Below are 22,014 nucleotides of genomic sequence, written 5' to 3'. Positions count from 1 at the left end.
CGCGGCCGCAGCGCGGCCCCGAGCCGAGCCGGGCCCGGGCGGCGGCGAGGGCGGCGGTCCGGGGCCGCGGGCGGCGGGGCGGGTCACGCCGCGACGAGCTCCGGGTGCCAGCGCCGCGCCACGGCGGGGTGGGCCCGCACCCACCCCTTCAGCTCGTTGCGCCCGTACTCCGCGTGCAGCGGGTTCGACGCGTCGTGCAGCACGCCCGGGGCGTGCTTGAGGTACTCGCCCGGCACCGTGTCGACGACCGCGTCCAGCCGGGGGTTGTAGAAGAACGGCACCGAGTACCGCTCCACCGCCCCCGGCGGGCTGACCACCCGGTGGTCGGTGGCGGTCAGATAACCCTCCGTGGCGATCTCCAGCAGCTCGCCCAGGTTGACCACGAACGCGCCCGGCATCGGCGGCACGTCCACGTACCCGCCGTCCTTGACGACCTGCAGGCCGCCCACGGAGTCCTGGAGCAGCAGGGTCAGGAACCCGTAGTCCTTGTGGGCGCCGACGCCCTGGTCGGCGCCGGACGGCGCGGACCCGGGGTAGCGGATCAGCTTCGTGTGCAGGTGCGGCCGGTCGGCGAAGGCCTCGTCGAAGAAGCCGTGCGGCGCGCCGATCGAGGTCAGCAGTTCCTGCAGCAGCCGGTGGGCGACCGCGGCCAGCCGGGCCTGCCAGTCCAGGACGACGGTGCGCAGCTCCGGCAGTGCGGCCGGCCACTGGTTCGGGCCCTCCAGCCACAGGTACGACGGGTCGCCCGGCCCCAGGACCGGCGCCGGACGCTCCGCGCCGACGTCCAGCTGGTCCCGCCAGTCGGAGGTTCCGCCGGTCAGCTCGTGGCCGATCCGGGTGTAGCCGCGGAAGTGCGGCGAGTTCAGGTTGCTGACGGCGAGCCTGTCGGCCTCCGGGAGGGCGAAGAAAGCCCTGGTCACGTCGAGTATTCGAGCGCTCTCTGCTTCGGTGATGCCGTGCCCGGTGAGGTGCAGGAAACCGGTGTCCCGGGCTGCGGCGTGCAGCGCCTTCAGGAAGTCGGCCCGCTGGGCCGGGTCGTCGGCCTGGGAGAGATCGATGACGGGGAGGGAGTGCGCGGACGGCATGACGGCTCCGTTTCGGATGTCACGGGGTCCTGTTCCCCAAAGGTGTCGGGGCAGCGGAGGGGGAGGGCCTCCGGCAGGGGTGGAGCCGGGGCCGCGTGAGCCGCGTACAGGACCAAGTCGGATCGGGGTTGATCAGGCTTGAGAACGGTCCGGCGGCTGACAGCTCGTCGTCGTGACACGCATGTGGTCCACATGGCGGCGCTTGACGAGGAGGAGAGTCATACCGTGAGCGTACGCCCGTATCGCTCGTCATCAGAACGGGTGAACCGGACTGCCCGGACAGGGCCGCCCGCGGACCGGCTACGCTGGACCCGTGGCAGTCGTCGATGTTTCCGAAGAGCTGAAGTCCCTCTCCTCGACCATGGGGTCGATCGAGGCCGTCCTGGACCTCGACAAGCTGAGGGCAGACATCGCCGTGCTCGAGGAGCAGGCAGCGGCCCCGTCCCTGTGGGACGACCCGGAGGCTGCCCAGAAGATCACGAGCCGGCTTTCCCACCTCCAGGCCGAGGTCCGCAAGACCGAGACGCTGCGGGGCCGCATCGACGACCTCGCCGTCCTCTTCGAGCTGGCCGAGGAGATGGACGACGCGGACACCCGCGCCGAGGCGGAGGTCGAGCTGGCCGCCGTCCGCAAGGCGCTGGAGGAGATGGAGGTCCGCACCCTCCTGTCCGGCGAGTACGACGAGCGTGAGGCGCTGGTCAACATCCGGGCCGAGGCCGGCGGCGTGGACGCCTCCGACTTCGCCGAGCGCCTGCAGCGCATGTACCTGCGCTGGGCCGAGCGCCACGGCTACTCCACCGAGGTCTACGAGACCTCGTACGCGGAAGAGGCCGGCATCAAGTCGACCACCTTCGTCGTCAAGTCCCCGTACGCCTACGGCACCCTCTCCGTCGAGCAGGGCACGCACCGCCTGGTGCGGATCTCGCCCTTCGACAACCAGGGCCGCCGCCAGACCTCCTTCGCGGGCGTCGAGGTGCTGCCGGTCGTCGAGCAGTCCGACCACGTCGAGATCGACGAGTCCGACCTGCGCGTGGACGTCTACCGCGCCTCCGGCCCCGGCGGCCAGGGCGTCAACACCACCGACTCGGCGGTGCGCATCACGCACATCCCGACCGGCATCGTGGTGTCCTGCCAGAACGAGCGCTCGCAGATCCAGAACAAGGCCAGCGCGATGAACGTCCTCCAGGCCAAGCTCCTGGAGCGCCAGCGCCAGGAGGAGCGCGCCAAGATGGACGCCCTCAAGGGCGACGGCGGCAGCTCCTGGGGCAACCAGATGCGCTCCTACGTCCTGCACCCGTACCAGATGGTCAAGGACCTGCGGACGGAGTTCGAGGTCGGCAACCCGCAGTCCGTGCTGGACGGCGAGATCGACGGGTTCCTGGAGGCCGGCATCCGCTGGCGCAAGCAGCAGGAGCAGGGCCAGGACGCCTGAGCCCCTCCGGCCCGGCCGGGACACCACGGCGGCAGCCGTGACACGACGCGGGCGGGGGGGGGGGGGGCGGGCGGGGGGGGGGGGGGGCCCCCCCCCGGCGGGGGGGGGGCGGGGGGGGGGGCGGGGGGGGGGCCGCGCGGCCCCCCCCCCCCCCCCCCCCGGCGCCCCGGGGGGGGGGGCCCCGCCCCGGGGGGCGCCCCCCCCCCCCCCCCCCGCCGTTCGACTATCTGTCCTTCGGTTCGGTTCCGGGACGTGCCGCGAGGAGCCCCGCGTCCTGAGCCCGTGCCCGTTCTAGGCCGTCTGCTGGGCCACCAGGGCCAGGGCTGCCGCGACCAGGACCACCAGGAGCGCGATGAGCGCCATGGGGTTCAGGCCTGCGAAGGGGCCCTCCTGCTGGAGGCGCTCCCGGTTCGCCCGGCACACCGGGCAGCGGCCCTGACTGACGGGCGCGGCGCAGTTCGCGCACACGAGCCGGTCAAATGTCATGCGCTCTCCTCCTCTCGTCCCCTTGAACAACGCATGGGGGAACGATGCCGTTCCCCCTACCACTGTGCCAGCTCCGGCGACATTCGGCGCGGCCCGTCCGGGCAATCGCGAACGCCGCATTCCCCGACCAGGGGATATATCGGGCAACTACGGGCGGCGGGTCCCCACCCCGCGCCCGTTCGCGTATGGTCTCGCACACCTACTCCCGGCGACCGTGGTGCACCCGTGATCCGATTCGACAACGTCTCCAAGTCCTACCCGAAGCAGAACCGCCCCGCACTCAGAGATGTCTCCCTGGAGATCGCGAAGGGCGAGTTCGTCTTCCTGGTCGGCTCCTCCGGCTCCGGCAAGTCCACCTTCCTGCGGCTCATCCTGCGCGAGGAGCGGGCCAGCCACGGCCAGGTGCACGTCCTGGGCAAGGACCTCGGCAAGCTCTCCAACTGGAAGGTCCCGCAGATGCGGCGCCAGCTGGGGACCGTCTTCCAGGACTTCCGCCTGCTGCCCAACAAGACGGTGGCGGAGAACGTCGCCTTCGCGCAGGAGGTCATCGGCAAGCCGCGCGGCGAGATCCGCAAGGCCGTTCCGCAGGTCCTGGAGCTGGTGGGCCTCGGCGGCAAGGAGGAGCGCATGCCCGGCGAGCTGTCCGGCGGCGAGCAGCAGCGCGTGGCGATCGCCCGCGCCTTCGTCAACCGCCCCTCCCTGCTGATCGCGGACGAGCCCACCGGCAACCTCGACCCGCAGACCTCCGTCGGGATCATGAAGCTGCTCGACCGGATCAACCGCACCGGCACCACCGTCATCATGGCCACGCACGACCAGCAGATCGTGGACCAGATGCGCAAGCGCGTCATCGAACTCGAACAGGGCCGTCTCGTACGCGACCAGTCGCGCGGCGTCTACGGCTACCAGCACTGAAAGGTCCACCCAGACGTCATGCGCGCCCAGTTCGTCATGTCGGAGATCGGCGTCGGTCTTCGCCGCAATCTCACCATGACCTTCGCGGTCATCATCTCCGTGGCCCTGTCGCTGGCCCTGTTCGGCGGCTCCCTGCTCATGCGCGACCAGGTCAGCCAGATGAAGGGCTACTGGTACGACAAGGTCAACGTCTCGATCTACCTGTGCAACAAGAGCGACGCGGAGAACAGCGAGGCCGGGGGCAAGGCCTGCGCCAAGGGCGCGGTCACGCCCGAGCAGAAGCAGCAGATCGAGACCGACCTGAAGAAGATGGACCTCGTCCAGACGGTCCACTACGAGTCCGCCGACGAGGCCTACAAGCACTACAAGGAGCGCTTCGGGCACACCGCGCTCGCCTCGGTGGTCACCCCGGACCAGATGCCCGAGTCCTTCCGCGTGAAGCTCAACGAGCCGGAGAAGTACCAGGTCATCACCACCGCGTTCGCGGGCCGTGACGGCGTGCAGTCGGTGGAGGACCAGCACCGCGAGCTGGACAACCTCTTCCAGATGCTCAACTACCTCAACTGGGCCGCCCTCGGCATCATGTTGATCATGCTGGTCGTGGCCCTGTTGCTGATCGTCAACACGGTGCGCGTCTCGGCCTTCAGCCGGCGGCGGGAGACCGGCATCATGCGGCTGGTCGGCGCCTCCAGCTTCTACATCCAGGTGCCGTTCATCATGGAGGCCGCGTTCGCGGGCCTCATCGGCGCCGTGTTCGCCTGCCTCATGCTCGGCGCCGGCCAGTACTTCGTCATCGACCACGGGGCCTCGCTGCGCACCAAGATGGAGCTGATCAACTTCATCGGCTGGGACTCCGTCCTGACGAAGCTGCCGCTGGTGCTCGCCATCGGCGTGCTGATGCCCTCCCTGGCGGCGTTCCTGGCTTTGCGCAAGTACCTGAAGGTGTGACAAGCGCCCCGTGTGAGCTCCGTCCAACCCGGCGTGCCCGTACGGACCTTGTCCTAGACTCGGCGCCATGCAGGGTCTGCCCGCCTTCTGTCTTCGGCCCCGCGACCTCCGTCGCGGGGCCGCGTTGACGCTGGCCTTCGTCGCGGCCGTCACCACCGCCGCGGGCCTGGGCTGCTGGGACCGCGCCGGCGCCGCGAGCCGTGCCGACGCCGGGTTAACGGCCGCCGACACCGCCGCCCCCGCCCCCGGACCGTCCGGCCCGCCCGCCGGCACCGCCGACCGGGAGGCCGTCGCCCGCGCCGCCGCCGAGGCCGTCGCCGAGGGCAAGTCCGGCAAGAAGGCCGCCCAGGAGGTGGTCAGCCGCAGCGGCGACCGCTGGGGCGTCGTCTACGACCAGGGCGAGTACGCCGCCCTCGCCGACGACCTCGACGGCCGCTGGACCGGCGTCGGACTGTGGCCCGAGCGCCACGCCGACGGCCGCATCGAGATCGACAAGGTCCAGCCCGGCAGCCCCGCCGCCCGCGCCGGCCTGCGCGCCGGGGACCGGCTGCTCGACGTCGACGGCCGCACCGTCACCGGCCTGCGCGTCCCCGAGGTCGTCGCCCTCCTGCGCGGCGACGTGGGCACCTCCGTGGTCCTGCGGTTCGGCCGTGACGGCACCCCGGACCGCACCGAGACCCTCCGCCGCGAACAGCTGCGCACCGAGCCCGTGACCGTGACCGAACTGCCCGGCGGGATCACCGTCATCAAGGTCGCCTCCTTCAGCCGCGGCTCCGGCGAGCGCGTCAAGGCCGCCGTCCGGGCCGCCCCGCCCGGCGCCGGCGTCATGCTCGACCTGCGCGGCAACCCCGGCGGGCTCGTCACCGAGGCCGTCACCGCCGCCTCCGCCTTCCTCGACGGGGGGCTCGTCGCCACGTACGACGTCCGCGGCGACGAGCGCGCCCTGTACGCCCTCCCCGGCGGGGACACCGCCCGACCCCTGGTCGCCCTGGTCGACGGCGGCACCATGAGCGCCGCGGAACTCCTCACGGGCGCCCTCCAGGACCGCGGCCGGGCCGTCGCCGTCGGCACCCGGACCTTCGGCAAGGGCGCGGTGCAGATGCCGACGCAGCTCCCGGACGGCTCGGTCGCCGAGCTGACCGTGGGCACGTACCGCACCCCGGCCGGGCGGAGCCTCGACGGCAAGGGCATCACCCCGGACCTGGCGGCGGGCACGGCCGTCGAGGAGCGGGCGCGCGCGGTATTGGGTGGCCTCGGGGCGGGGTCGTAGTGCGAAAATGACGGCACTATGGCTAAGGAAAAAGGGCGCAAGCTGATCGCCCAGAACAAGAAGGCGCGGCACGACTACACGATCCTCGACACCTACGAGTGCGGCATCGTGCTCACCGGCACCGAGGTGAAGTCGCTGCGCCAGGGCCGGGCCTCGCTCGTCGACGGCTTCGTGTCGGTGGAGGGCCGCGAGGCCTGGATGTACAACGTGCACGTGCCGGAGTACAGCCAGGGCACCTGGACCAACCACACCGCCCGGCGCAAGCGGAAGCTCCTCATGCACCGCGAGGAGATCGACAAGCTGGAGTCGAAGGCGCAGGAGACCGGCCACACGGTCGTGCCCCTGGCCCTCTACTTCAAGGACGGCCGGGCCAAGGTCGAGATCGCGCTGGCCAAGGGCAAGAAGGAGTACGACAAGCGGCAGACGCTCCGCGAGAAGCAGGACACGAGGGAGACGAACCGCGCGATCGCGGCGGCCCGCAGGCGCCAGCGCGGCGAGCGTTAATCTTCTGGCACCCGGTGGTCCACTTCGCGTACCATGGGGTCAGCACCACCTCGTAGGGGGTGGCGCACTTTGAAAAATCAACATGGGGATGATCGGTTTCGACAGCGGATGTCGATGTAGGGGAAGCGAGCCGAGGAAGCGGCAATGATCTCGCTAACCACATGTCGCAAAAAAATAATCGCCAACTCCAAGAGCGATAACTCCCGCTTCGCCCTCGCTGCCTAATAGCAGTGAGCTGAAGCCTCTGTGAGGAGCGTCAGCCCGGAAGTGGTCCCGGTCCGGATCCTGGCGTCGACTAGGGATCTAAACCTCTAGCCCCGGTCACGGGGGTTGGAGGGAAATCAAACAGTGACTGAGCCCGTCGGAGACTTGTCCGTGTGATCTCCGGGGCTGAGAAAAGCGCAGCGGACTGCGCTCGGAGAAGCCCTCCTTCTGCACCGTTGGACGCGGGTTCGATTCCCGCCATCTCCACTCATCCCATGTGGGCGAAGGCCCCGCAGCCATCCGGCTGCGGGGCCTTCGTCATGCGCGGCCGCACTCGTCCCCGGCGGGTGCGGGGTCGTGCACCCCCCGCGCCCGCACGGCGACGATCACCGAGTCCTCCCGATCACGGGCGACGGCTTCCATGAGCCGTCGGGCGTTCGCGGGGGAGCGCAGCAGGTAGCGGGTCTCCTGCCAGGGGTCGTCATCGTCGGCCCGTGTGGTCACGTCCGATACCTCCGTGTCTCATTCCGGCAGCTTTCGGATGTCCTTGACGAGTGCGAGTGCCTCGCGGCCCGAGGCCAGCCGGATCCATACGTACGCCTTGTCGGCGTCCACGCCGGCCCAGCCGGAGCCGACCTGCATGATCCGGCCGCTGACCTGCATCGGCAGCTCCCGGCTGCGTCGCTCGGGCGGCACATGGGTCACACCGGTGACGAGGTCGCCGACGGAGTACGGGGCGCGGCGGGAAGGCGACGTCATGGTCACCGCCTTTCCTTCGCGTCGCTGGTGCGGTCAGGCCGGACCGCTTGCTCGCGGGCCTGCCACTGTCGGACGAACCGGTTCAGGCCCATCTCGGCCCGGGCGAGGGTGTCGGCGGAGAGGGTGTCGCCGGGGACCCGCAGGCGGGGGTCTGGCTGGTCGGTCCTGCTGGTCATGGCTGTGTACCTGCCTCTCGTCGGTGTCGCCGCTCGCGTCCGTCGGGAGTGACGGGCGCCCGGGCCGCGGTCGGATGTGCCGAACGGGCCGGAGCAGGAGGTGCGTCGGGTGGATCCGTGCGGCTGGCATCCATCCAACGCGGGTACGGGCAGGGGGAGTAGGGGGCACACTGTCGGCAAGGTTGAACGCGTTGAACGGCCCGGGGGTTCACCGATGGCAGCACGGACACGCACACCGAACGAAGTCCTCGCCCGCCTCATGGCAGAGGCCGGTGTGGGGAACGCCCAGCTGGCACGGCGCGTCAACGCGGTGGGCGCAGAGCTGGGCGTCACCACGCACTACGACAAGACGGCGGTCTCCCACTGGCTCGCGGGCAGTGTGCCGAAGTCGGAGGCGAGGCCGGCGGTGGCAGAGGCGCTCTCCAGGCTCCTCGGGCGGCCCGTCACGTTGTCCGAGCTGGCCTGGGCGCCTCCGGGTCCGGGCGGGGCCGAACGCAGCGCGGACGCAGTGGGCGAGGTGGCCGACCTGAGCCGGGCCGACATGGACCCGTCCCGGCGGAGCGTCCTGGGGGCCGGGATGTACGTGGCGGCGCTCGGCGTGCCCAGGTTCGAGGACCTCGCCGACCGGGCCGAAGCCGTCACGGCCGGGCGGACGGTGCGGATCGGCGCGTCCGATGTGGAGACCGTCCGCCTGATGACCGACAAGATCGCCGACATCCTCGACGAGATCGGGGCCGGCCATGCCAGGCCGATGGCGGCCGCGTTCCTCACCAACACGGTCACCCCCTACCTGCGGGCGGACGGGCCGGAGCAGGTGCGGAAGGGCATGCTGGCCGCCGCCTCGGACCTGGTCTACCTCACGGGCTGGATGGCGATGTTCGAGGAACAGCAGGGTTTGGGGCAGCGCTACTACCACCAGGCGCTGAGCCTCGCCGGATCCGCCCAGGACCACGTCACCTACTGCCGGACCCTGCGTGGCATGAGCCTCCAGGCATCCCACCTCGGATACGGGCCGAAGGCGCTGGAACTGGCGGACGCGGCGGCGGAGGCGGCGCCGGCCAGCGGGCCGCGCCTGGTGGCGTTCCTGCGCGGGCAGCAGGCGGCGGCAGCGTCCATGACCGGCGACCGGCGGACGGCGCTGGCCCGGCTCCGGGAGACCGAGACCGCGCTGTCCCGGGCGGACGACCGCCGTGACGCGGTCGGTGGCTACGACCAGGCGGCCTTCCATTTCCACGAGGCCCACGTCATGTGGTGGCTCGGGGACCGTGAAGGCTCGGTCCACGCCCTGCGCCGCTCCAACCACGCCCGCTCCCCCCAAGAGCGGCAGGGCCGGCTGCACGCCCTCGGAGTGATCGCCGACCGGCAGATGCAGATGCGGCACATCGAAGCCGCCACGCAGACGTGGACGGAGTTCCTGGACCTCCACACCACCCTGTCGTCCACCCGGGGGGACGAGCACATGAAGGCGCTGCAGAAGGGGATGGCCGGCTATCGCGGTGTACGCGGTGTCGCGGACCTCCTGACCCGGGCCACCGACGTCGGCAAGCGAAAGGCCGCATGATGCGCGCCGCCGCCATCGGCCAAGGCCGATCACGGCGCGCTTCGTGGCTCCGGACAGCCCACGCGGGTACCCGCCACAGCGGTAACGTGGGATACCACTCGCGACCGAGTCCCTACCGAGGAGGACACGTGAGCACGCCGATCCCCGCCGAAGCCGGGGTGCTGATCCCCATACCGGAGCTCACGCCCGCTGCCCTCCGAGAGGCTGTCGCGAAGATTGCTCCCAGCCGTGTGCCAGATCTGACGCAGCACCTCTTCGAGGCCACGACCAGCGCCCAGCAGACGCAGTCACTCGCCCCGTTGCGGGCCTTCATCCACTCCTGGGCCGTGTTCGTCGAGATCGAGCGCCATCCGCAGAGAGCCGCCCGCCTGCACCACTTGGAGCGGCTGATCCAGGAGGGTGCGGAGGATCCGGCACCCCTGCTGGTGGAGATCCAGCAGATTCTGGACAAGGCGGAGGCTGAGACCGGCCTGTGAGCGATTGGACCTGGGACTACAACACGAACGACCACGCGCATCTGACCGGCGGGCTGCCGCCCGGAGTGATTGCGGAAGGTCGAGCGGATCGCGACCGAGCTCTCGGCGCTCGGGCGCGATGCAGAAACCGTCGGACGTCCCACCGGAAAGGTGGGTGGTCTCCGCCAGTTCGACATCTTCGGCGGGCGCGGCTTCATCAGCTTCCTTGCAGTCCCGCGGCACGAGTGCATCTACGTGTGCGGGATCACCTGGTACGAGTGACAGGGCGGCTCCACCAGGTACCGAGGGCCAGGGCCGTGAGGGCCGCCGCGGCCGGGAGGGCGTAGGTCGGGGCCGCGCCGGCGTGGTCGACCAGCCAGCCTGCGGTGGCCGCGCCGGCGGCTATGCCCGCGAGGATCGCGGTGACGGCCAGGGTCATGCCCTCGTTGAGGCGGGCCGGCGGGGTCGCGGCGTGGACGCGGGACATCGCCGTGACCATGGTCGGGGCGGTGGCCATGCCCGCCAGGAGGAGGGCGCAGCCCAGCAGGAGCACCGAGTCCGTCGCGGCGGCGACCCACGGCAGGGCCATCGCGGCGGTGAGTGCGGCAAGGCAGGTGGGGAGGGTGCGCGGGCGGAGCGTGCCGTAGAGGAGGCCCGCCGCGCAGGAGCCGGCCGCCTGGAGGGCCAGGACCGGGCCGGAGGCGGCGCCGAGGCCGTGGGCGTCGAGGTAGGCGATGGAGGCGACCTCCATGGCGCCGAACATCACTCCCAGGGGGAGGAAGAGGGCGAGGAGCGGGCGGACGCCGCGCAGCGGGGCGGTGTCGCGGGCGGCCCGGGACGGCGGGGGTTCCGTCGAGCGCTGCGCGGTGAAGATCAGCATGCCGGTGAGGAGGAGGACGGCACCGGTGAGGGTGCCCGCCTCGGGGAAGACGGCCGAGCACAGGGCGGCGGCGACCACCGGGCCGAGCATGAAGCACAGCTCGTCGGCGGCCTGCTCGAAGGACATGGCCGTGTGGTGCGCGGAGGGGGACTCGCGCAGCAGGTGGGTCCAGCGGGCCCGGGACATGCCGCCGATGTTGGGCGTGGTCGCCGTGGCCGCGTAGCTGGCGAAGAGGGTCCAGGCCGGGGCGCCGGAGCGGAGGCACAGGATCAGCGAGAGCGAGCCGAGGACCGCGATCAGCGTGGCCGGGACGGCGATCCGGGCCTGCCCGTACCGGTCGACCAGGCGGGCGGTCCAGGGCGCGACCAGGGCGGTGGCCGCGAGGCCGGTGGCCGTGACGGCGCCGGCGAGGGCGTACGAGCCGCGCTGGCCGGCGATCATCATGACCGCGCTGATGCCGAACATGCCCATGGGGAGCCGGGCCAGCAGGTTCCCGGCGGTGAAGGCGCGGGTGCCGGGGAGGGCGAACAGGCGCCGGTAGGGGCCCGGCTCGCGACGGGGCGGGGGCGGCTGGTGGCGCGGGTGCGAGGGCGGGGCGATCACCAGCGTGGCGCCGGTCACGGTCATGCGGGGCGGGGGCGGGGCGGTGTGCGGCATGCCATCCAAGATCCGGGCCGGGGGGCCGGGGCGTCCAACACCTGTTCCTTGCCGATTCACCGGATCCGATTGTTAGTCTCGCGGGGTGAATGCCCGTGACGTGGAACCCCGGCTGCTGCGCTCCTTCCTCGTGGTGGCCGAGGAACTGCACTTCACCCGCGCCGCCGCCCGGCTGTACATCGCCCAGCAGGCCCTCAGCCGGGACGTGCGCCGGCTGGAAGAGGCCCTGGGCGCAGCCCTGTTCGTCCGCACCACCCGGACCGTCGAGCTCACCGCCGACGGGGAGCGGCTGCTGGCGCCGGCCCGGCGGGTGCTGGCCGCGTACGAGGAGCTGGCCGGCGTCTTCGCCGGCCCCCGCCCGCTGCTGGTCGACCTGAACACCGACGGGCCGAGCACCGCCCGCACCGTGCTGGAGCGGGCCCGCGAACTCGCCCCGGACTGCGAGCTGATGGCCCGCTTCGAGAGCGGGCTGACGCACGCCGCGGCCGAGGTCGCCGCCGGGCGGCTGGACGTGGCGTTCGGGTACGTCGACGGGCTGGAGCCGGCGCTGCGGGCCCGCCTCGACCACGCGCCCGTACGCTACGAGCCGCTCGCCGTGCTGCTGCCCGACGGCCACCCGCTGGCCGGAGAGCAGCAGCACGGCGGACCGCTGCCCGTCGGCGCGCTCGCCGGGGAGCGGGTGTACGCCGGGGCCGGGAACCCGCGGACCCTGGAGTGGACGCGGCTGGCGCGCGAGCTGTTCGAGGGGCGCGGGATCGCGCTGGCGCCGCCCGCGCCCGTGGCGGTGGGGAAGGACGAGTTCCGCCGGGTGATGGTGAAGACCCGCAACCCGGTCCTGGCCACGGTGGACTTCGTCGACATGCCCGGCTGCGTGAAGCGCCCGTTGACCGACCCCGTGCCGCTGTCGCCGCTGTCGATGGTGTGGCGCAAGGGTTTCCGGCATCCCGGCCTCGACGCGCTGCGGCGGGCGGTGGCGCACCTCGCCGACGGCCGCGGCTGGCTGGACGTGCCCACCGGGAGCTGGCTGCCGGCCGCCGCGCTCACAGGGCTGTCCAACGGCGGGTGAGTGCAAGGTTTCCCGCCGGTCATCCGGCGGGGACCGGGGCCGAAACGCGCCCCACCTACGGTCTCTCCGACGGACCGAGGAACGTGGAGGCGTGTGATGACCGGTACGACCGCACCGCGCAGGGGAGGCCGCTGGATCGAGCGGTGGGACCCGGAGGACGAGGCCTTCTGGAAGGAGTCCGGGGAGCGGGTCGCCCGCCGCAACCTGCTGTGGTCCGTGGTCAGCGAGCACATCGGCTTCTCCATCTGGTCCCTGTGGTCGGTGATGGTGCTCTTCATGGGCCCCGAGTACGGGATCGACCCGGCCGGCAAGTTCTTCCTCATCGCGACGGCGACCACCGTGGGCGCCCTCGTCCGCATCCCCTACACCTTCGCCGTCGCCCGGTTCGGCGGCCGGAACTGGACCGTCGTCAGCGCGCTGCTGCTGCTCGCGCCGACCGTGGCCGCGCTGTTCGTCATGGAGCCCGGCACCTCGTACGGGACCTTCCTGGCCGTGGCGGCCCTGACCGGCGTCGGCGGCGGGAACTTCGCCTCCTCGATGACGAACATCAACGCCTTCTTCCCGCTGCGCAAGAAGGGCTGGGCGCTCGGCCTGAACGCGGGCGGCGGCAACATCGGCGTCCCCGTGGTGCAGCTCGCCGCGCTGCTCGTCATCGCGACCGCCGGAGCCGGGCAGCCGAGGCTGCTCCTGGCCGTCTACCTGCCGCTGATCGTGGCCGCGGCCGTGATGGCGCTGCTGCGGATGGACAACCTGGCGCCCCTGCGCAACGACGGGGGCGCCCTGCGCGAGGTGGTCCGCGAACGGCACACCTGGATCATGGCGCTGCTGTACGTCGGCAGCTTCGGCTCCTTCATCGGCTACAGCTTCGCCTTCGGGCTGGTGCTCCAGACGCAGTTCGGCCGGACCCCGCTGCAAGCCGCCTCGCTCACCTTCGTCGGACCGCTGCTCGGATCACTGATCCGTCCCGTGGGCGGTGCTCTCGCGGACCGGTTCGGCGGGGCGCGCATCACCCTCGGCGCCTTCGCGGCGATGGCCGCCGCGACCGGGATCGTCGTGTACGCCTCGCTGCGCGAGTCGCTGCCCCTCTTCCTCGTCGGATTCGTCGGGCTGTTCGTGCTCAGCGGCATCGGCAACGGATCCACGTACAAGATGATCCCCGGCATCTTCCAGGCCCAGGCCCTCGCCCGCGGCATGGGCGGCGAGGCCGCGGCGGCCTACGGGCGGCGGCTCTCCGGCGCCTCCATGGGCCTCATCGGGGCGGTGGGCGCGCTCGGCGGACTCGGCATCAACCTGGCCTTCCGGGAGGCGTTCCGGGCCTCGGGATCCGGGACCGGCGCCTTCGTCACCTTCCTCGGCTGCTACGCCGTCTGCTGCACGGTCACCTGGGCGGTATACCTTCGCCGGCCCGCCGCCCCGGCCCGAGCGGCGGCCGGGGCCGAGACGAAGCCGCAGCTCACGTCGGTGTAACAGCGGTTTACGGCCACGAAATACGGTAGAACCGGGCCTGACACGCAAACTTGACAAGCTCGGTTCCCGTCGCGCGACACGTGGTCGCGAACGTGATAACGACCCACTGGGCAAGGCAGGTCACCATGGACGACGACACCCCGACGCGCACCGCCACCGCCACGGCCGTCGCCACCGCTCCCACCGCCGGCACCGCGGCGGCGGCAGCGGCCGTCGCCCCGCTGGCCGGATTCACCGTGGGGGTCACCGCAGCCCGGCGGGCGGACGAGCTGATCGCCCTGCTGCGCCGGCGCGGGGCCACCGTCCTGCACGCCCCCGCACTGCGGATCGTGCCGCTGGCCGACGACAGCGAACTCCTCGCCGCCACCAGGGAACTGCTCGCCTGCCCGCCCGACGCGGTCGTCGCCACCACCGCCATCGGGTTCCGCGGCTGGATCGAGGCCGCCGACGGCTGGGGCATCGGCGAGGAACTCCTCGGACGGCTGCGCGCCGCCGAACTCCTCGCCCGCGGGCCGAAGGTGAAGGGCGCCATCCGGGCCGCCGGGCTCGTCGAGACCTGGTCCCCGGAGTCGGAGTCCCTTGCCGAGGTCCTCGACCGGCTGCTGGTCGGCGGGGTCGCCGGGCGGCGCATCGCGATCCAGCTGCACGGCGAACCGCTGCCCGGGTTCGTCGAGGCCCTGCGGGCCGGCGGGGCCGACGTCGTCGGCGTCCCCGTGTACCGGTGGATGGCCCCCGAGGACCTCGGGCCACTGGACCGGCTGCTGGACGCCGTCGTGTGCGGCGGGGTCGACGCGGTGAGCTTCACCTCCGCCCCGGCGGCCGCCTCGCTGCTGTCCCGGGCCGAGGAGCGGGGCCTCGCGGAACCGGTGCTGGCCGGGCTGCGCGCCAACGTGCTCGCGGCGTGCGTGGGCCCGGTGACGGCGGTCCCGCTGCAGGCGCGCGGCGTGGACACCGTGCAGCCGGAGCGGTTCCGGCTGGGCCCGCTGGTGCAACTGCTGTGCCGGGAGCTGCCCGGCCGGGCCAAGGTGCTGCCGGTCGCCGGGCACCGGCTGGAGATCCGCGGTCAAGGCGCGCTGGTGGGCGACGAGCTGCGGCCCGTGCCGCCGGCCGGGATGGCCCTGCTGCGGGCGCTGGCCCGGCGGCCCGGCTGGGTGGTCTCCCGCGCGGAGCTGCTGCGGGCGCTGCCCGGGGCGGGCCGGGACGAGCACGCCGTGGAGACGGCCATGGCCCGGCTGCGCGGGGCGCTGGGGGTGCCGAACCTCATCCAGACGGTGGTCAAGCGGGGCTACCGGCTGGCGCTGGACGCGGGGGTCGACGCCAAGTACGCCGACGCCCCAGCGCTCCGCGGGTAGTGCTGCGACGGGCCGGCGTCCGTCCGCGGCCCGGTGCGGCCGGTGGCGCAGTTCCCCGCGCCCCTTCGGGACGCTGCCGAACCGGAGCCGGCCCCACCCGGCCGCTCAGTCGCCGCGGGCGGTGCGGTGGACGTTGTGCTCCTGCACGTCCGTCAGCAGTGCCGCCGCGGCGGTGAAGTCCTTGTCGTCGTGGAGGACGAACCCCTCCTCGTCCCAGTCCTGCGCGGCCTGGAAGTGGCGCAGCCGGGCCTCCGTGCGGCGCCGGCGCTCGACGTACTCGCGCAGGGCGAGGTTGACGGTCTCCTTCTTGGTCCGGGCCCCCGAGAGCCGCATCGCCTCGGCCAGGGCTTCGTCGTCGAGATCGATCCGGGTGGCTGACACAAGGGCCTCCAGCAGCACATGGGCTTCGCCCAAGCATCGGATACGTTGGATGCGGCGGGTGGGTTCGACTACCGTGCCCGGATGATCACCGACGGCGTGGGGATGCGGTACGTCGAGCCCGGCGACGCCGCCGGGCTGGCCGACGTACTGGCGCGCAACCGGGCGTACATGGCGCCCTTCGAGCCGTGGCGGTCCGAGGTGTTCTACACCGAGGAGGGCCAGCGGGCCCGGATCGCGGGCCTGCTCGCCGAACACGATGGCGGGCGCCTCTTCCCGTACGTGGTCGTCGAGGCGGCCACGGACGCGCCCATCGGGATGATCAACCTCGGCTCCGTCTCCCTCGGCCCCTTCCGCAGCGGCGGCGTCGGCTACTGGGTCGACCGGGCCTGGACCGGCCGGGGCGTGGCCACCGCGGCCCTGGAGGAAGTCTGCCGGATCGCCAGGGACGAGCTCCGGCTGCACCGGGTGGAGGCGTCGGCCCTCGTCGACAACACCGCCTCCCAGCGGGTCCTGGCCAAGGCAGGCTTCGCCCGGATCGGCCTCGCCCCCGGCTACCTGCACATCAACGGTGCCTGGCGCGACCACGTCCTCTTCCAGCGGCTGCTGCACGACGACCCGCCGCCATAGGCCCGGACGGGGGGTTCCGCATCCACCCGGGGCGCGGCACTCTGAGAGCGCGTCCCTGGACAAGAGGCGGTGACGGGCATGTGGTTCGACTCCGGGAGGGTGTGCCTGGACCTGCTGGCCACCTCCGCGGCGCCCACCGCCGCAGGATCTTCCGCCGCGGGATCCGACGGTGCGGGATCCGACGGCTCCGGCGGATCCGACGGCGGCGCCGGCCACGGCGCGGCCGCCGAGCGCACCGAGGAGCTCCGCGACGGCGACGGGCTGCGCCTGTGGCTCGCCGGCGCCGGACTCGTCCCCGACCGGACCCCCCTCACCCGGGTGGGCCCCGACTGGGTCGCGGCCTTCCGCACCCTGCGCGCCGACGTCGGCAGCCTCGTCCGCGCCGCACTCGCCGGCGCCGGGCCCGACGAGGGGGCGCTCGCCCGGGTCAATGCGCTGGCCGCCGGACCACCCCCCGGCCTGTGTGCCGTGCAGGACCCGGAGGGGCACCTCGTCCGCGAGCTGTGCGGCGGGGTGGAGTGCGGTGCGCTGCTCGCCGCCGTCGCCCGGGACGCCGTGGAGCTCCTCACCGACCCCGGCGACCGGGCCCTGCTGCGCTCCTGCGCGGCGGACGGCTGCACCCGCGTCTACCTGGACACGTCCCGCGGCCACCGGCGCCGCTGGTGCTCCAGTGAGATCTGCGGCAACCGCGAGCGCGTCGCCCGGCACCGGCGCCGCGTCCTCGCCGCCCGCCCGGCCAGGTGATCCGCGCGGCCGTCGCCGGAACGGGCGTGCGGACCGGCCGCGGCTTCGCGTACGGTTGACGGTCGCCCATGCACGTCAGAAGGGGGCCATTGGTGGCCGCGCAGGATGCCGCTGTCGACAGCACGGCGGATTCCGTCCGCGATCGGGAGATCGCGATCGAGCAGACTCATCTGGACCAGGTGTACCGCCGCCTCGAGGAGAAGATCGACGAGGCCGAGTTCCTGATGAACGACGCGGCCCAGCGCGGCCAGGTCGGCACGCCCGGCGCGCTGGCCGAGCGCGACGCGCAGGTCTTCCGGGCGGGCATCCACCTCAACCGGCTGAACAACGAGTTCGAGGACTTCCTCTTCGGCCGCATCGACCTGGTGCTCGGCAAGGACGGCGAGCGCGGCCCGGACGGCGCGTACACCTCCGTCGAGCCCGCCGACGACGCGATCCGCGAGAGCGGGGCCGGCTCGGTCGCCGACATCGCCGAGACCCTGCACATCGGCCGCATCGGCGTCCTCGACGCCGACTACTCGCCGCTGGTCATCGACTGGCGCGCGCCGGCCGCCGCCCCGTTCTACCGGTCGACGCCCAAGGACCCCGGCCGGGTCGTGCGGCGCCGCGTCATCCGCTCCAAGGGCCGCAAGGTCCTCGGCGTCGAGGACGACCTGATGCGCCCCGAGGTCACCGCCTTCCTCGACGGCCGCGAACTGCCCGCGATCGGCGACGGCGCCCTCATGGCCGCCCTCGGCCGGGCCCGTACGCACTCCATGCGCGACATCGTCTCGTCCATCCAGGCCGAGCAGGACCTGGTGATCCGCGCCCCCGCCGCGTCCGTCGCCGAGGTCGCGGGCGGTCCCGGCACCGGCAAGACCGCCGTCGCCCTGCACCGCGCCGCCTACCTGCTCTACCAGGACCGGCGGCGCTACTCCGGCGGCATCCTGATCGTCTCCCCGACCCCGCTGCTCGTCGCGTACACCGAGGGCGTGCTGCCCTCGCTCGGCGAGGAGGGCCAGGTCGCCATCCGGGCGCTGGGCTCGCTGGTCGACGGCGCCGAGGCCACCGCGTACGACGAGGCGGCCGTCGCCCGGATCAAGGGCTCCTCCCGGATGCTGAAGGTCCTGCGCAAGGCCGTCCGCGGCGCGCTCGAACTCGGCGACGCGCCGGAGCGGCTGCGCGTGGTGGCCTTCTCCCGCCGCGTGGAGCTGGAGGCCGACGAGCTGAACCGGATCCGGCAGAACGTGCTCGGCGGCACCGCCCCGATCAACCTGCTGCGCCCGCGCGCCCGCAAGCTGCTCCTCGACGCCCTGTACGCGAAGACGGGCGCCGCCGGCCGGCACAGCGATCCGGAGCTCGCCGCGGAGCTCCGTTCGGCCTTCGACGAGGACGTTTCCACCGAGGACCCGTTCATCGAGTTCCTGAACGCCTGGTGGCCCGAGCTGACCCCGCGCGGCGTGCTCGGCGCGCTCGGCGACGAGCGGCGCCTCGGCCGCTGGTCGCGCCGGGTGCTGAACCCGCGCGAGGTCCGCCGGCTGGCCCGCTCCCTGCGCCGCGTCGGGCCCGACGGCAAGGGTCCGCTGTCGGTGCACGACGTCGCGCTGCTGGACGAGCTCCAGCAGCTGCTGGGCGCCCCGGCGCGGCCGAAGCGGAAGCGGGAGGCGGACCCGCTGGACCAGCTGACCGGGCTGCAGGAGCTGATGCCGGTCCGCGAGGAGAGTCAGTGGGAGCGCGCGGAGCGGATCGCGGCGGAGCGCACCGAGTACGCGCACGTGATCGTCGACGAGGCGCAGGACCTGACGCCCATGCAGTGGCGGATGGTCGGCCGCCGCGGCCGGCACGGGACCTGGACGGTGGTCGGCGACCCGGCGCAGTCCTCGTGGATCGACCTGGAGGAGGCGGCCGCCGCCCGTGACGAGGCCCTCGGCACCCGGCCGCGCCGGCGATTCACCCTGACGGTGAACTACCGCAACCCGGCGGAGGTCGCCGAGATCGCCGCCCGGGTGCTGAAGCTGGCGATGCCGGGCATGGAGCCGCCGACCGCGGTCCGCTCCACCGGCCTGGAGCCGCGGTTCACGGCCGCCGACGGCGATCTGGGGACCGTGGTGCGGGAGGAGACGCGCAGGCTGCTGCAGCAGGTCGACGGCACCGTCGGCGTGGTCGTCGCCATGGACCGGCGCGAGGAGGCGGCCGGCTGGCTGGCGGAGCTCGGCGAGCGGGCGGTCGCGCTGGGCAGCCTGGAGGCCAAGGGCCTGGAGTACGACGCCACGGTGGTCGTCTCCCCCGCGGAGATCGCCGGCGGCACCACCCGTGAGGAGGTCGAGGCGGGCGAGTTCCCGGCGGGCCTGCGCGTGCTGTACGTGGCGCTGACGCGTGCGACGCAGCAGCTGACGGTGATCTCCACCGAGCGGGACGAACCGGACGCGGACGGCCTGCCGTTGCTGCTGCGGCCGTGACGGCGGCTCCGGCGCGGGCCGCCGGCACGGATGGCCCGCGGCCGGAAGCGTGGTGGGACGGGGCGGCGTCCCGCGCGGGGGACCGGCCGCCCGGATCCTTTGTTAGCCTGGGTACGACACCGGCTCGATCCAAGCCCCCGGGCCCAACCTTCGTCGCCTAGAGCGACCACTTGCCGCGAGGCGAGCATGGCGGGTCGGTGTCGTAGGTTTGCGCAGGTCCGCGCCCCTCGATTCCGAGGGGCGCGGACCTTTTTCGTGCCCGCGTACGCTTCCTCCGCTTCGTCGAATCTCGTATGGTGGAAGAGTCTTTCCGAAATTCGTAGCTGGTTACCTGCTACTGACCGGTAGGTGGGACGATCGGACAACAGGTCCTGCCGCACCGTGTGCTGCGGGGCCCTGTACGTACACGAAAAACAGGGACAGAAGAGGAAACACGGCCATGGCAACGGCGCCCAGCGTCTCGTACTCGATGACGGTCCGCCTGGAAGTGCCCGCGAGCGGAACCGCGGTCTCCCAGCTCACCACCGCCGTGGAGTCCTCCGGTGGCTCGGTCACCGGCCTCGACGTGACAGCTTCCGGCCACGAGAAGCTCCGTATCGACGTCACCATCGCCGCGACCTCCACCGCGCACGCGGACGAGATCGTCGACAAGCTCCGCGGCATCGAGGGCGTCACCCTCGGCAAGGTCTCCGACCGCACGTTCCTGATGCACCTCGGCGGCAAGATCGAGATGGCGTCCAAGCACCCCATCCGCAACCGTGACGACCTCTCGATGATCTACACCCCGGGCGTGGCCCGCGTGTGCATGGCGATCGCCGAGAACCCCGAGGACGCGCGCCGCCTCACCATCAAGCGCAACTCCGTCGCAGTCGTGACGGACGGCTCCGCCGTACTGGGCCTCGGCAACATCGGCCCGAAGGCCGCCCTGCCGGTCATGGAGGGCAAGGCCGCCCTCTTCAAGCGGTTCGCCGGCATCGACGCGTGGCCCATCTGCCTGGACACCCAGGACACCGACGCCATCGTCGAGATCGTCAAGGCGATCGCCCCCGGCTTCGCCGGCATCAACCTGGAGGACATCTCCGCGCCGCGCTGCTTCGAGATCGAGGCCCGGCTGCGCGAGGCCCTGGACATCCCCGTCTTCCACGACGACCAGCACGGCACCGCGATCGTCGTGCTCGCCGCCCTCACCAACGCACTTCGCGTCGTGGGCAAGGCAGTTGGCGACGTCAAGGTCGTCATGTCGGGTGCCGGAGCGGCCGGCACGGCCATCCTCAAGCTGCTCCTCGCGGCCGGCGTGAAGAACGTCGTGAGCGCCGACATCCACGGCGTCGTGCACGCCGGCCGGCCCGACCTGGTCGACGCCGCAGAGGACTCGCCGCTGCGCTGGATCGCCGACAACACCAACCCCGAGGGTTACACCGGCACGTTGAAGGAGGCCGTCGTCGGCGCCGACGTGTTCATCGGCGTCTCGGCCCCGAACGTGCTGTCCGGAGAGGACGTCGCCGCCATGGCGGAGGGCGCGATCGTGTTCGCGCTCGCGAACCCGGACCCGGAGGTCGACCCGGCCATCGCGCGTCAGACCGCGGCCGTCGTGGCCACCGGCCGCTCCGACTTCCCGAACCAGATCAACAACGTGCTGGTCTTCCCGGGCGTCTTCCGCGGTCTGCTGGACGCCCAGTCCCGCACGGTGAACACCGACATGATGCTGGCCGCCGCGACCGCGCTGGCGGACGTCGTCGGCGCGGACGAGCTGAACGCGAACTACATCATCCCGTCCGTCTTCAACGACAAGGTCGCGGGCGCGGTCGCCGGCGCCGTCCGCAAGGCCGCCACCGCCGCGGCGGCCGCTGTGACGACGCCCACGTCCGCCTGAGCCGGATCCCGGCGCGTCGCGGGATGCGGGCCGGGCGGGCCGCCTCTAGTGTTGCGGGGAATGCCCACGAGGACCGGGATGCCCTTCCCACTGGTGCGGACGGAGCGTCACCGTGGCGTGACTGTGGCGCTTTTCGTGTGACCCTGGCGGGTGCCGGATTGGCTTTCCCGCCGCTGGTGGGGGCAGGATGCGTAACCGGGCGCGAGGGTCTGACGCTTCAGACCCGGGTCCGGGCACTGTCCGAGGGCCCTGGCAGCATCGGCTTCGATCTCACGCCTCCAAGGCAAGTTGAACACGGGAGTACAACATGAACCGCAGTGAGCTGGTGGCCGCTCTGTCCGAGCGCGCCGAGGTGACCCGCAAGGACGCCGACGCCGTTCTGGCCGCGCTCGCCGAGACCATCGGCGAGGTCGTCGCCAAGGGCGACGAGAAGGTCACCATCCCCGGCTTCCTGACCTTCGAGCGCACCCACCGTGCCGCTCGCACCGCGCGCAACCCGCAGACCGGCGACCCGATCCAGATCCCGGCCGGCTACAGCGTGAAGGTCTCCGCGGGCTCCAAGCTCAAGGAAGCCGCCAAGGGCAAGTAAGTCCCGCCCTTGTGCCGAGGGCCGCACAGGCCCCCGGGACGGCAGGAGTACGTAGTACGTACAAAAGCAGTAGGGGGGGCCCCCCGGGGGGGGGGCCCCCGCGGGGTGGTCGCCGGCCCGGCAGGGCCCCCGCGGGCGCCCCACG

Annotated in this window: 21 protein-coding genes, 1 other RNA gene and 1 pseudogene; 16 read left to right on the top strand and 7 right to left on the bottom strand. The window is 72.5% G+C overall.

Features of this window, described 5'->3' with window-relative positions; all coding sequences use genetic code 11:
• Positions 1 to 83: 83 nt before the first annotated feature.
• Positions 84 to 1,085, bottom strand: a complete 1,002-nt coding sequence (locus ACFVGY_RS35470; protein ID WP_385685954.1) for an isopenicillin N synthase family dioxygenase — start codon at positions 1,083 to 1,085, stop codon at positions 84 to 86.
• A 313-nt stretch (positions 1,086 to 1,398) separates the two neighbouring features.
• Between ACFVGY_RS35470 and prfB the strand changes: the two genes are divergently transcribed.
• Positions 1,399 to 2,517: a peptide chain release factor 2 gene (prfB, locus tag ACFVGY_RS35465; protein WP_385685951.1), complete on the top strand. Its 1,119-nt coding sequence runs from the start codon at positions 1,399 to 1,401 to the stop codon at positions 2,515 to 2,517.
• A gap of 291 nt (positions 2,518 to 2,808) precedes the next feature.
• On the opposite strand, the gene ACFVGY_RS35460 is transcribed toward prfB, so the two are convergent.
• Positions 2,809 to 3,003 (bottom strand): hypothetical protein, encoded by a 195-nt coding sequence (locus ACFVGY_RS35460; RefSeq protein WP_385685948.1) that lies wholly within the window; start codon positions 3,001 to 3,003, stop codon positions 2,809 to 2,811.
• A gap of 225 nt (positions 3,004 to 3,228) precedes the next feature.
• On the opposite strand from ACFVGY_RS35460, the gene ftsE reads away from it, so the two are divergent.
• The 5 genes from ftsE (at position 3,229) to ssrA (ending at position 7,114) form a co-directional block, all read left to right on the top strand.
• Positions 3,229 to 3,918 (top strand): cell division ATP-binding protein FtsE, encoded by a 690-nt coding sequence (gene ftsE, locus ACFVGY_RS35455; protein WP_385685946.1) that lies wholly within the window; start codon positions 3,229 to 3,231, stop codon positions 3,916 to 3,918.
• A gap of 18 nt (positions 3,919 to 3,936) precedes the next feature.
• Positions 3,937 to 4,866, top strand: a complete 930-nt coding sequence (gene ftsX / locus ACFVGY_RS35450) for a permease-like cell division protein FtsX (protein ID WP_385685943.1) — start codon at positions 3,937 to 3,939, stop codon at positions 4,864 to 4,866.
• Positions 4,867 to 4,933: 67 nt separating this feature from the next.
• A complete protein-coding gene (locus tag ACFVGY_RS35445) occupies positions 4,934 to 6,136 on the top strand; it encodes a S41 family peptidase (protein ID WP_385685940.1) in 1,203 nt (400 codons plus the stop codon).
• Between the two features lie 18 nt (positions 6,137 to 6,154).
• Positions 6,155 to 6,640 (top strand): SsrA-binding protein SmpB, encoded by a 486-nt coding sequence (gene smpB / locus ACFVGY_RS35440; protein WP_385685938.1) that lies wholly within the window; start codon positions 6,155 to 6,157, stop codon positions 6,638 to 6,640.
• 84 nt (positions 6,641 to 6,724) lie between these two features.
• Positions 6,725 to 7,114: a transfer-messenger RNA gene (gene ssrA, locus ACFVGY_RS35435) on the top strand.
• A 48-nt stretch (positions 7,115 to 7,162) separates the two neighbouring features.
• Here ssrA and ACFVGY_RS35430 read toward each other — a convergent pair.
• The 3 genes and pseudogenes from ACFVGY_RS35430 to ACFVGY_RS35420 all read right to left on the bottom strand — a co-directional run.
• Positions 7,163 to 7,348, bottom strand: a pseudogene (locus ACFVGY_RS35430) (type II toxin-antitoxin system prevent-host-death family antitoxin); the annotation flags it as partial.
• Positions 7,349 to 7,366: 18 nt separating this feature from the next.
• Positions 7,367 to 7,603: a hypothetical protein gene (locus tag ACFVGY_RS35425; RefSeq protein WP_385685935.1), complete on the bottom strand. Its 237-nt coding sequence runs from the start codon at positions 7,601 to 7,603 to the stop codon at positions 7,367 to 7,369.
• 2 nt (positions 7,604 to 7,605) lie between these two features.
• Entirely contained in the window at positions 7,606 to 7,779 is a 174-nt protein-coding gene (locus tag ACFVGY_RS35420) for a hypothetical protein (RefSeq protein ID WP_385685932.1), read from the bottom strand.
• Positions 7,780 to 7,993: 214 nt separating this feature from the next.
• Between ACFVGY_RS35420 and ACFVGY_RS35415 the strand changes: the two genes are divergently transcribed.
• Positions 7,994 to 9,340 carry a hypothetical protein gene (locus ACFVGY_RS35415; RefSeq protein ID WP_385685926.1) on the top strand — a complete coding sequence of 449 codons (1,347 nt, stop codon included), beginning with the start codon at positions 7,994 to 7,996 and terminating at the stop codon, positions 9,338 to 9,340.
• Between the two features lie 128 nt (positions 9,341 to 9,468).
• Positions 9,469 to 9,816: a DUF6247 family protein gene (locus ACFVGY_RS35410; protein ID WP_385685923.1), complete on the top strand. Its 348-nt coding sequence runs from the start codon at positions 9,469 to 9,471 to the stop codon at positions 9,814 to 9,816.
• A gap of 244 nt (positions 9,817 to 10,060) precedes the next feature.
• On the opposite strand, the gene ACFVGY_RS35405 is transcribed toward ACFVGY_RS35410, so the two are convergent.
• Positions 10,061 to 11,332, bottom strand: a complete 1,272-nt coding sequence (locus ACFVGY_RS35405; RefSeq protein ID WP_385685922.1) for an MFS transporter — start codon at positions 11,330 to 11,332, stop codon at positions 10,061 to 10,063.
• An 85-nt stretch (positions 11,333 to 11,417) separates the two neighbouring features.
• On the opposite strand from ACFVGY_RS35405, the gene ACFVGY_RS35400 reads away from it, so the two are divergent.
• The 3 genes from ACFVGY_RS35400 to ACFVGY_RS35390 all read left to right on the top strand — a co-directional run bounded on the left by ACFVGY_RS35400 (position 11,418) and on the right by ACFVGY_RS35390 (position 15,217).
• Positions 11,418 to 12,398 carry a LysR family transcriptional regulator gene (locus ACFVGY_RS35400; RefSeq protein WP_385685919.1) on the top strand — a complete coding sequence of 327 codons (981 nt, stop codon included), beginning with the start codon at positions 11,418 to 11,420 and terminating at the stop codon, positions 12,396 to 12,398.
• A gap of 96 nt (positions 12,399 to 12,494) precedes the next feature.
• Complete coding sequence (locus ACFVGY_RS35395; protein ID WP_385685916.1) at positions 12,495 to 13,865, top strand: nitrate/nitrite transporter; 1,371 nt, start codon at positions 12,495 to 12,497, stop codon at positions 13,863 to 13,865.
• Between the two features lie 125 nt (positions 13,866 to 13,990).
• Positions 13,991 to 15,217 carry a uroporphyrinogen-III synthase gene (locus ACFVGY_RS35390; protein WP_385685913.1) on the top strand — a complete coding sequence of 409 codons (1,227 nt, stop codon included), beginning with the start codon at positions 13,991 to 13,993 and terminating at the stop codon, positions 15,215 to 15,217.
• A 105-nt stretch (positions 15,218 to 15,322) separates the two neighbouring features.
• Here the strand turns inward: ACFVGY_RS35390 and ACFVGY_RS35385 are convergent, their stop codons facing one another.
• Positions 15,323 to 15,598 carry a type II toxin-antitoxin system VapB family antitoxin gene (locus ACFVGY_RS35385; RefSeq protein WP_385685910.1) on the bottom strand — a complete coding sequence of 92 codons (276 nt, stop codon included), beginning with the start codon at positions 15,596 to 15,598 and terminating at the stop codon, positions 15,323 to 15,325.
• Positions 15,599 to 15,679: 81 nt separating this feature from the next.
• Here ACFVGY_RS35385 and ACFVGY_RS35380 point away from each other — a divergent pair, with 81 nt between their 5' ends.
• The 5 genes from ACFVGY_RS35380 (at position 15,680) to ACFVGY_RS35360 (ending at position 21,869) form a co-directional block, all read left to right on the top strand.
• Positions 15,680 to 16,225, top strand: coding sequence for a GNAT family N-acetyltransferase (locus ACFVGY_RS35380; protein ID WP_385685907.1), 546 nt, complete (start codon positions 15,680 to 15,682; stop codon positions 16,223 to 16,225).
• A 78-nt stretch (positions 16,226 to 16,303) separates the two neighbouring features.
• Positions 16,304 to 16,969 (top strand): CGNR zinc finger domain-containing protein, encoded by a 666-nt coding sequence (locus tag ACFVGY_RS35375; RefSeq protein ID WP_385685957.1) that lies wholly within the window; start codon positions 16,304 to 16,306, stop codon positions 16,967 to 16,969.
• Positions 16,970 to 17,061: 92 nt separating this feature from the next.
• Positions 17,062 to 19,407, top strand: coding sequence for a HelD family protein (locus tag ACFVGY_RS35370; RefSeq protein ID WP_385685904.1), 2,346 nt, complete (start codon positions 17,062 to 17,064; stop codon positions 19,405 to 19,407).
• Positions 19,408 to 19,846: 439 nt separating this feature from the next.
• Complete coding sequence (locus ACFVGY_RS35365) at positions 19,847 to 21,280, top strand: NAD-dependent malic enzyme (RefSeq protein WP_385685901.1); 1,434 nt, start codon at positions 19,847 to 19,849, stop codon at positions 21,278 to 21,280.
• Between the two features lie 307 nt (positions 21,281 to 21,587).
• The gene (locus ACFVGY_RS35360) at positions 21,588 to 21,869 is read left to right on the top strand and encodes an HU family DNA-binding protein (protein WP_030875040.1); all 282 of its coding nucleotides are present in this window, start codon (positions 21,588 to 21,590) and stop codon (positions 21,867 to 21,869) included.
• Positions 21,870 to 22,014: the final 145 nt, after the last annotated feature.

This window comes from Streptomyces sp. NPDC127106 (assembly GCF_042677605.1).
Lineage (GTDB): Bacteria > Actinomycetota > Actinomycetes > Streptomycetales > Streptomycetaceae > Streptomyces.
The sequence above is the reverse complement of the archived record's forward strand: the minus strand, read 5'-3'. Positions and strand labels throughout refer to the sequence as shown.

Bases quoted from the DNA above. Each gene is read 5' to 3' on its own strand.
- ACFVGY_RS35445 (WP_385685940.1), top strand. From the start codon at position 4,934: ATGCAGGGTCTGCCCGCCTTCTGTCTTCGGCCCCGCGACCTCCGTCGC.
- ACFVGY_RS35360 (WP_030875040.1), top strand. From the start codon at position 21,588: ATGAACCGCAGTGAGCTGGTGGCCGCTCTGTCCGAGCGCGCCGAGGTG.
- ACFVGY_RS35415 (WP_385685926.1), top strand. From the start codon at position 7,994: ATGGCAGCACGGACACGCACACCGAACGAAGTCCTCGCCCGCCTCATG.
- ACFVGY_RS35375 (WP_385685957.1), top strand. From the start codon at position 16,304: ATGTGGTTCGACTCCGGGAGGGTGTGCCTGGACCTGCTGGCCACCTCC.
- ACFVGY_RS35470 (WP_385685954.1), bottom strand. From the start codon at position 1,085: ATGCCGTCCGCGCACTCCCTCCCCGTCATCGATCTCTCCCAGGCCGAC.
- ACFVGY_RS35425 (WP_385685935.1), bottom strand. From the start codon at position 7,603: ATGACGTCGCCTTCCCGCCGCGCCCCGTACTCCGTCGGCGACCTCGTC.
- smpB (WP_385685938.1), top strand. From the start codon at position 6,155: ATGGCTAAGGAAAAAGGGCGCAAGCTGATCGCCCAGAACAAGAAGGCG.
- ACFVGY_RS35405 (WP_385685922.1), bottom strand. From the start codon at position 11,332: ATGCCGCACACCGCCCCGCCCCCGCCCCGCATGACCGTGACCGGCGCC.
- ACFVGY_RS35365 (WP_385685901.1), top strand. From the start codon at position 19,847: ATGGCAACGGCGCCCAGCGTCTCGTACTCGATGACGGTCCGCCTGGAA.
- ACFVGY_RS35460 (WP_385685948.1), bottom strand. From the start codon at position 3,003: ATGACATTTGACCGGCTCGTGTGCGCGAACTGCGCCGCGCCCGTCAGT.
- ACFVGY_RS35395 (WP_385685916.1), top strand. From the start codon at position 12,495: ATGACCGGTACGACCGCACCGCGCAGGGGAGGCCGCTGGATCGAGCGG.
- ACFVGY_RS35420 (WP_385685932.1), bottom strand. From the start codon at position 7,779: ATGACCAGCAGGACCGACCAGCCAGACCCCCGCCTGCGGGTCCCCGGC.
- ftsX (WP_385685943.1), top strand. From the start codon at position 3,937: ATGCGCGCCCAGTTCGTCATGTCGGAGATCGGCGTCGGTCTTCGCCGC.
- ACFVGY_RS35380 (WP_385685907.1), top strand. From the start codon at position 15,680: ATGATCACCGACGGCGTGGGGATGCGGTACGTCGAGCCCGGCGACGCC.
- ACFVGY_RS35390 (WP_385685913.1), top strand. From the start codon at position 13,991: ATGGACGACGACACCCCGACGCGCACCGCCACCGCCACGGCCGTCGCC.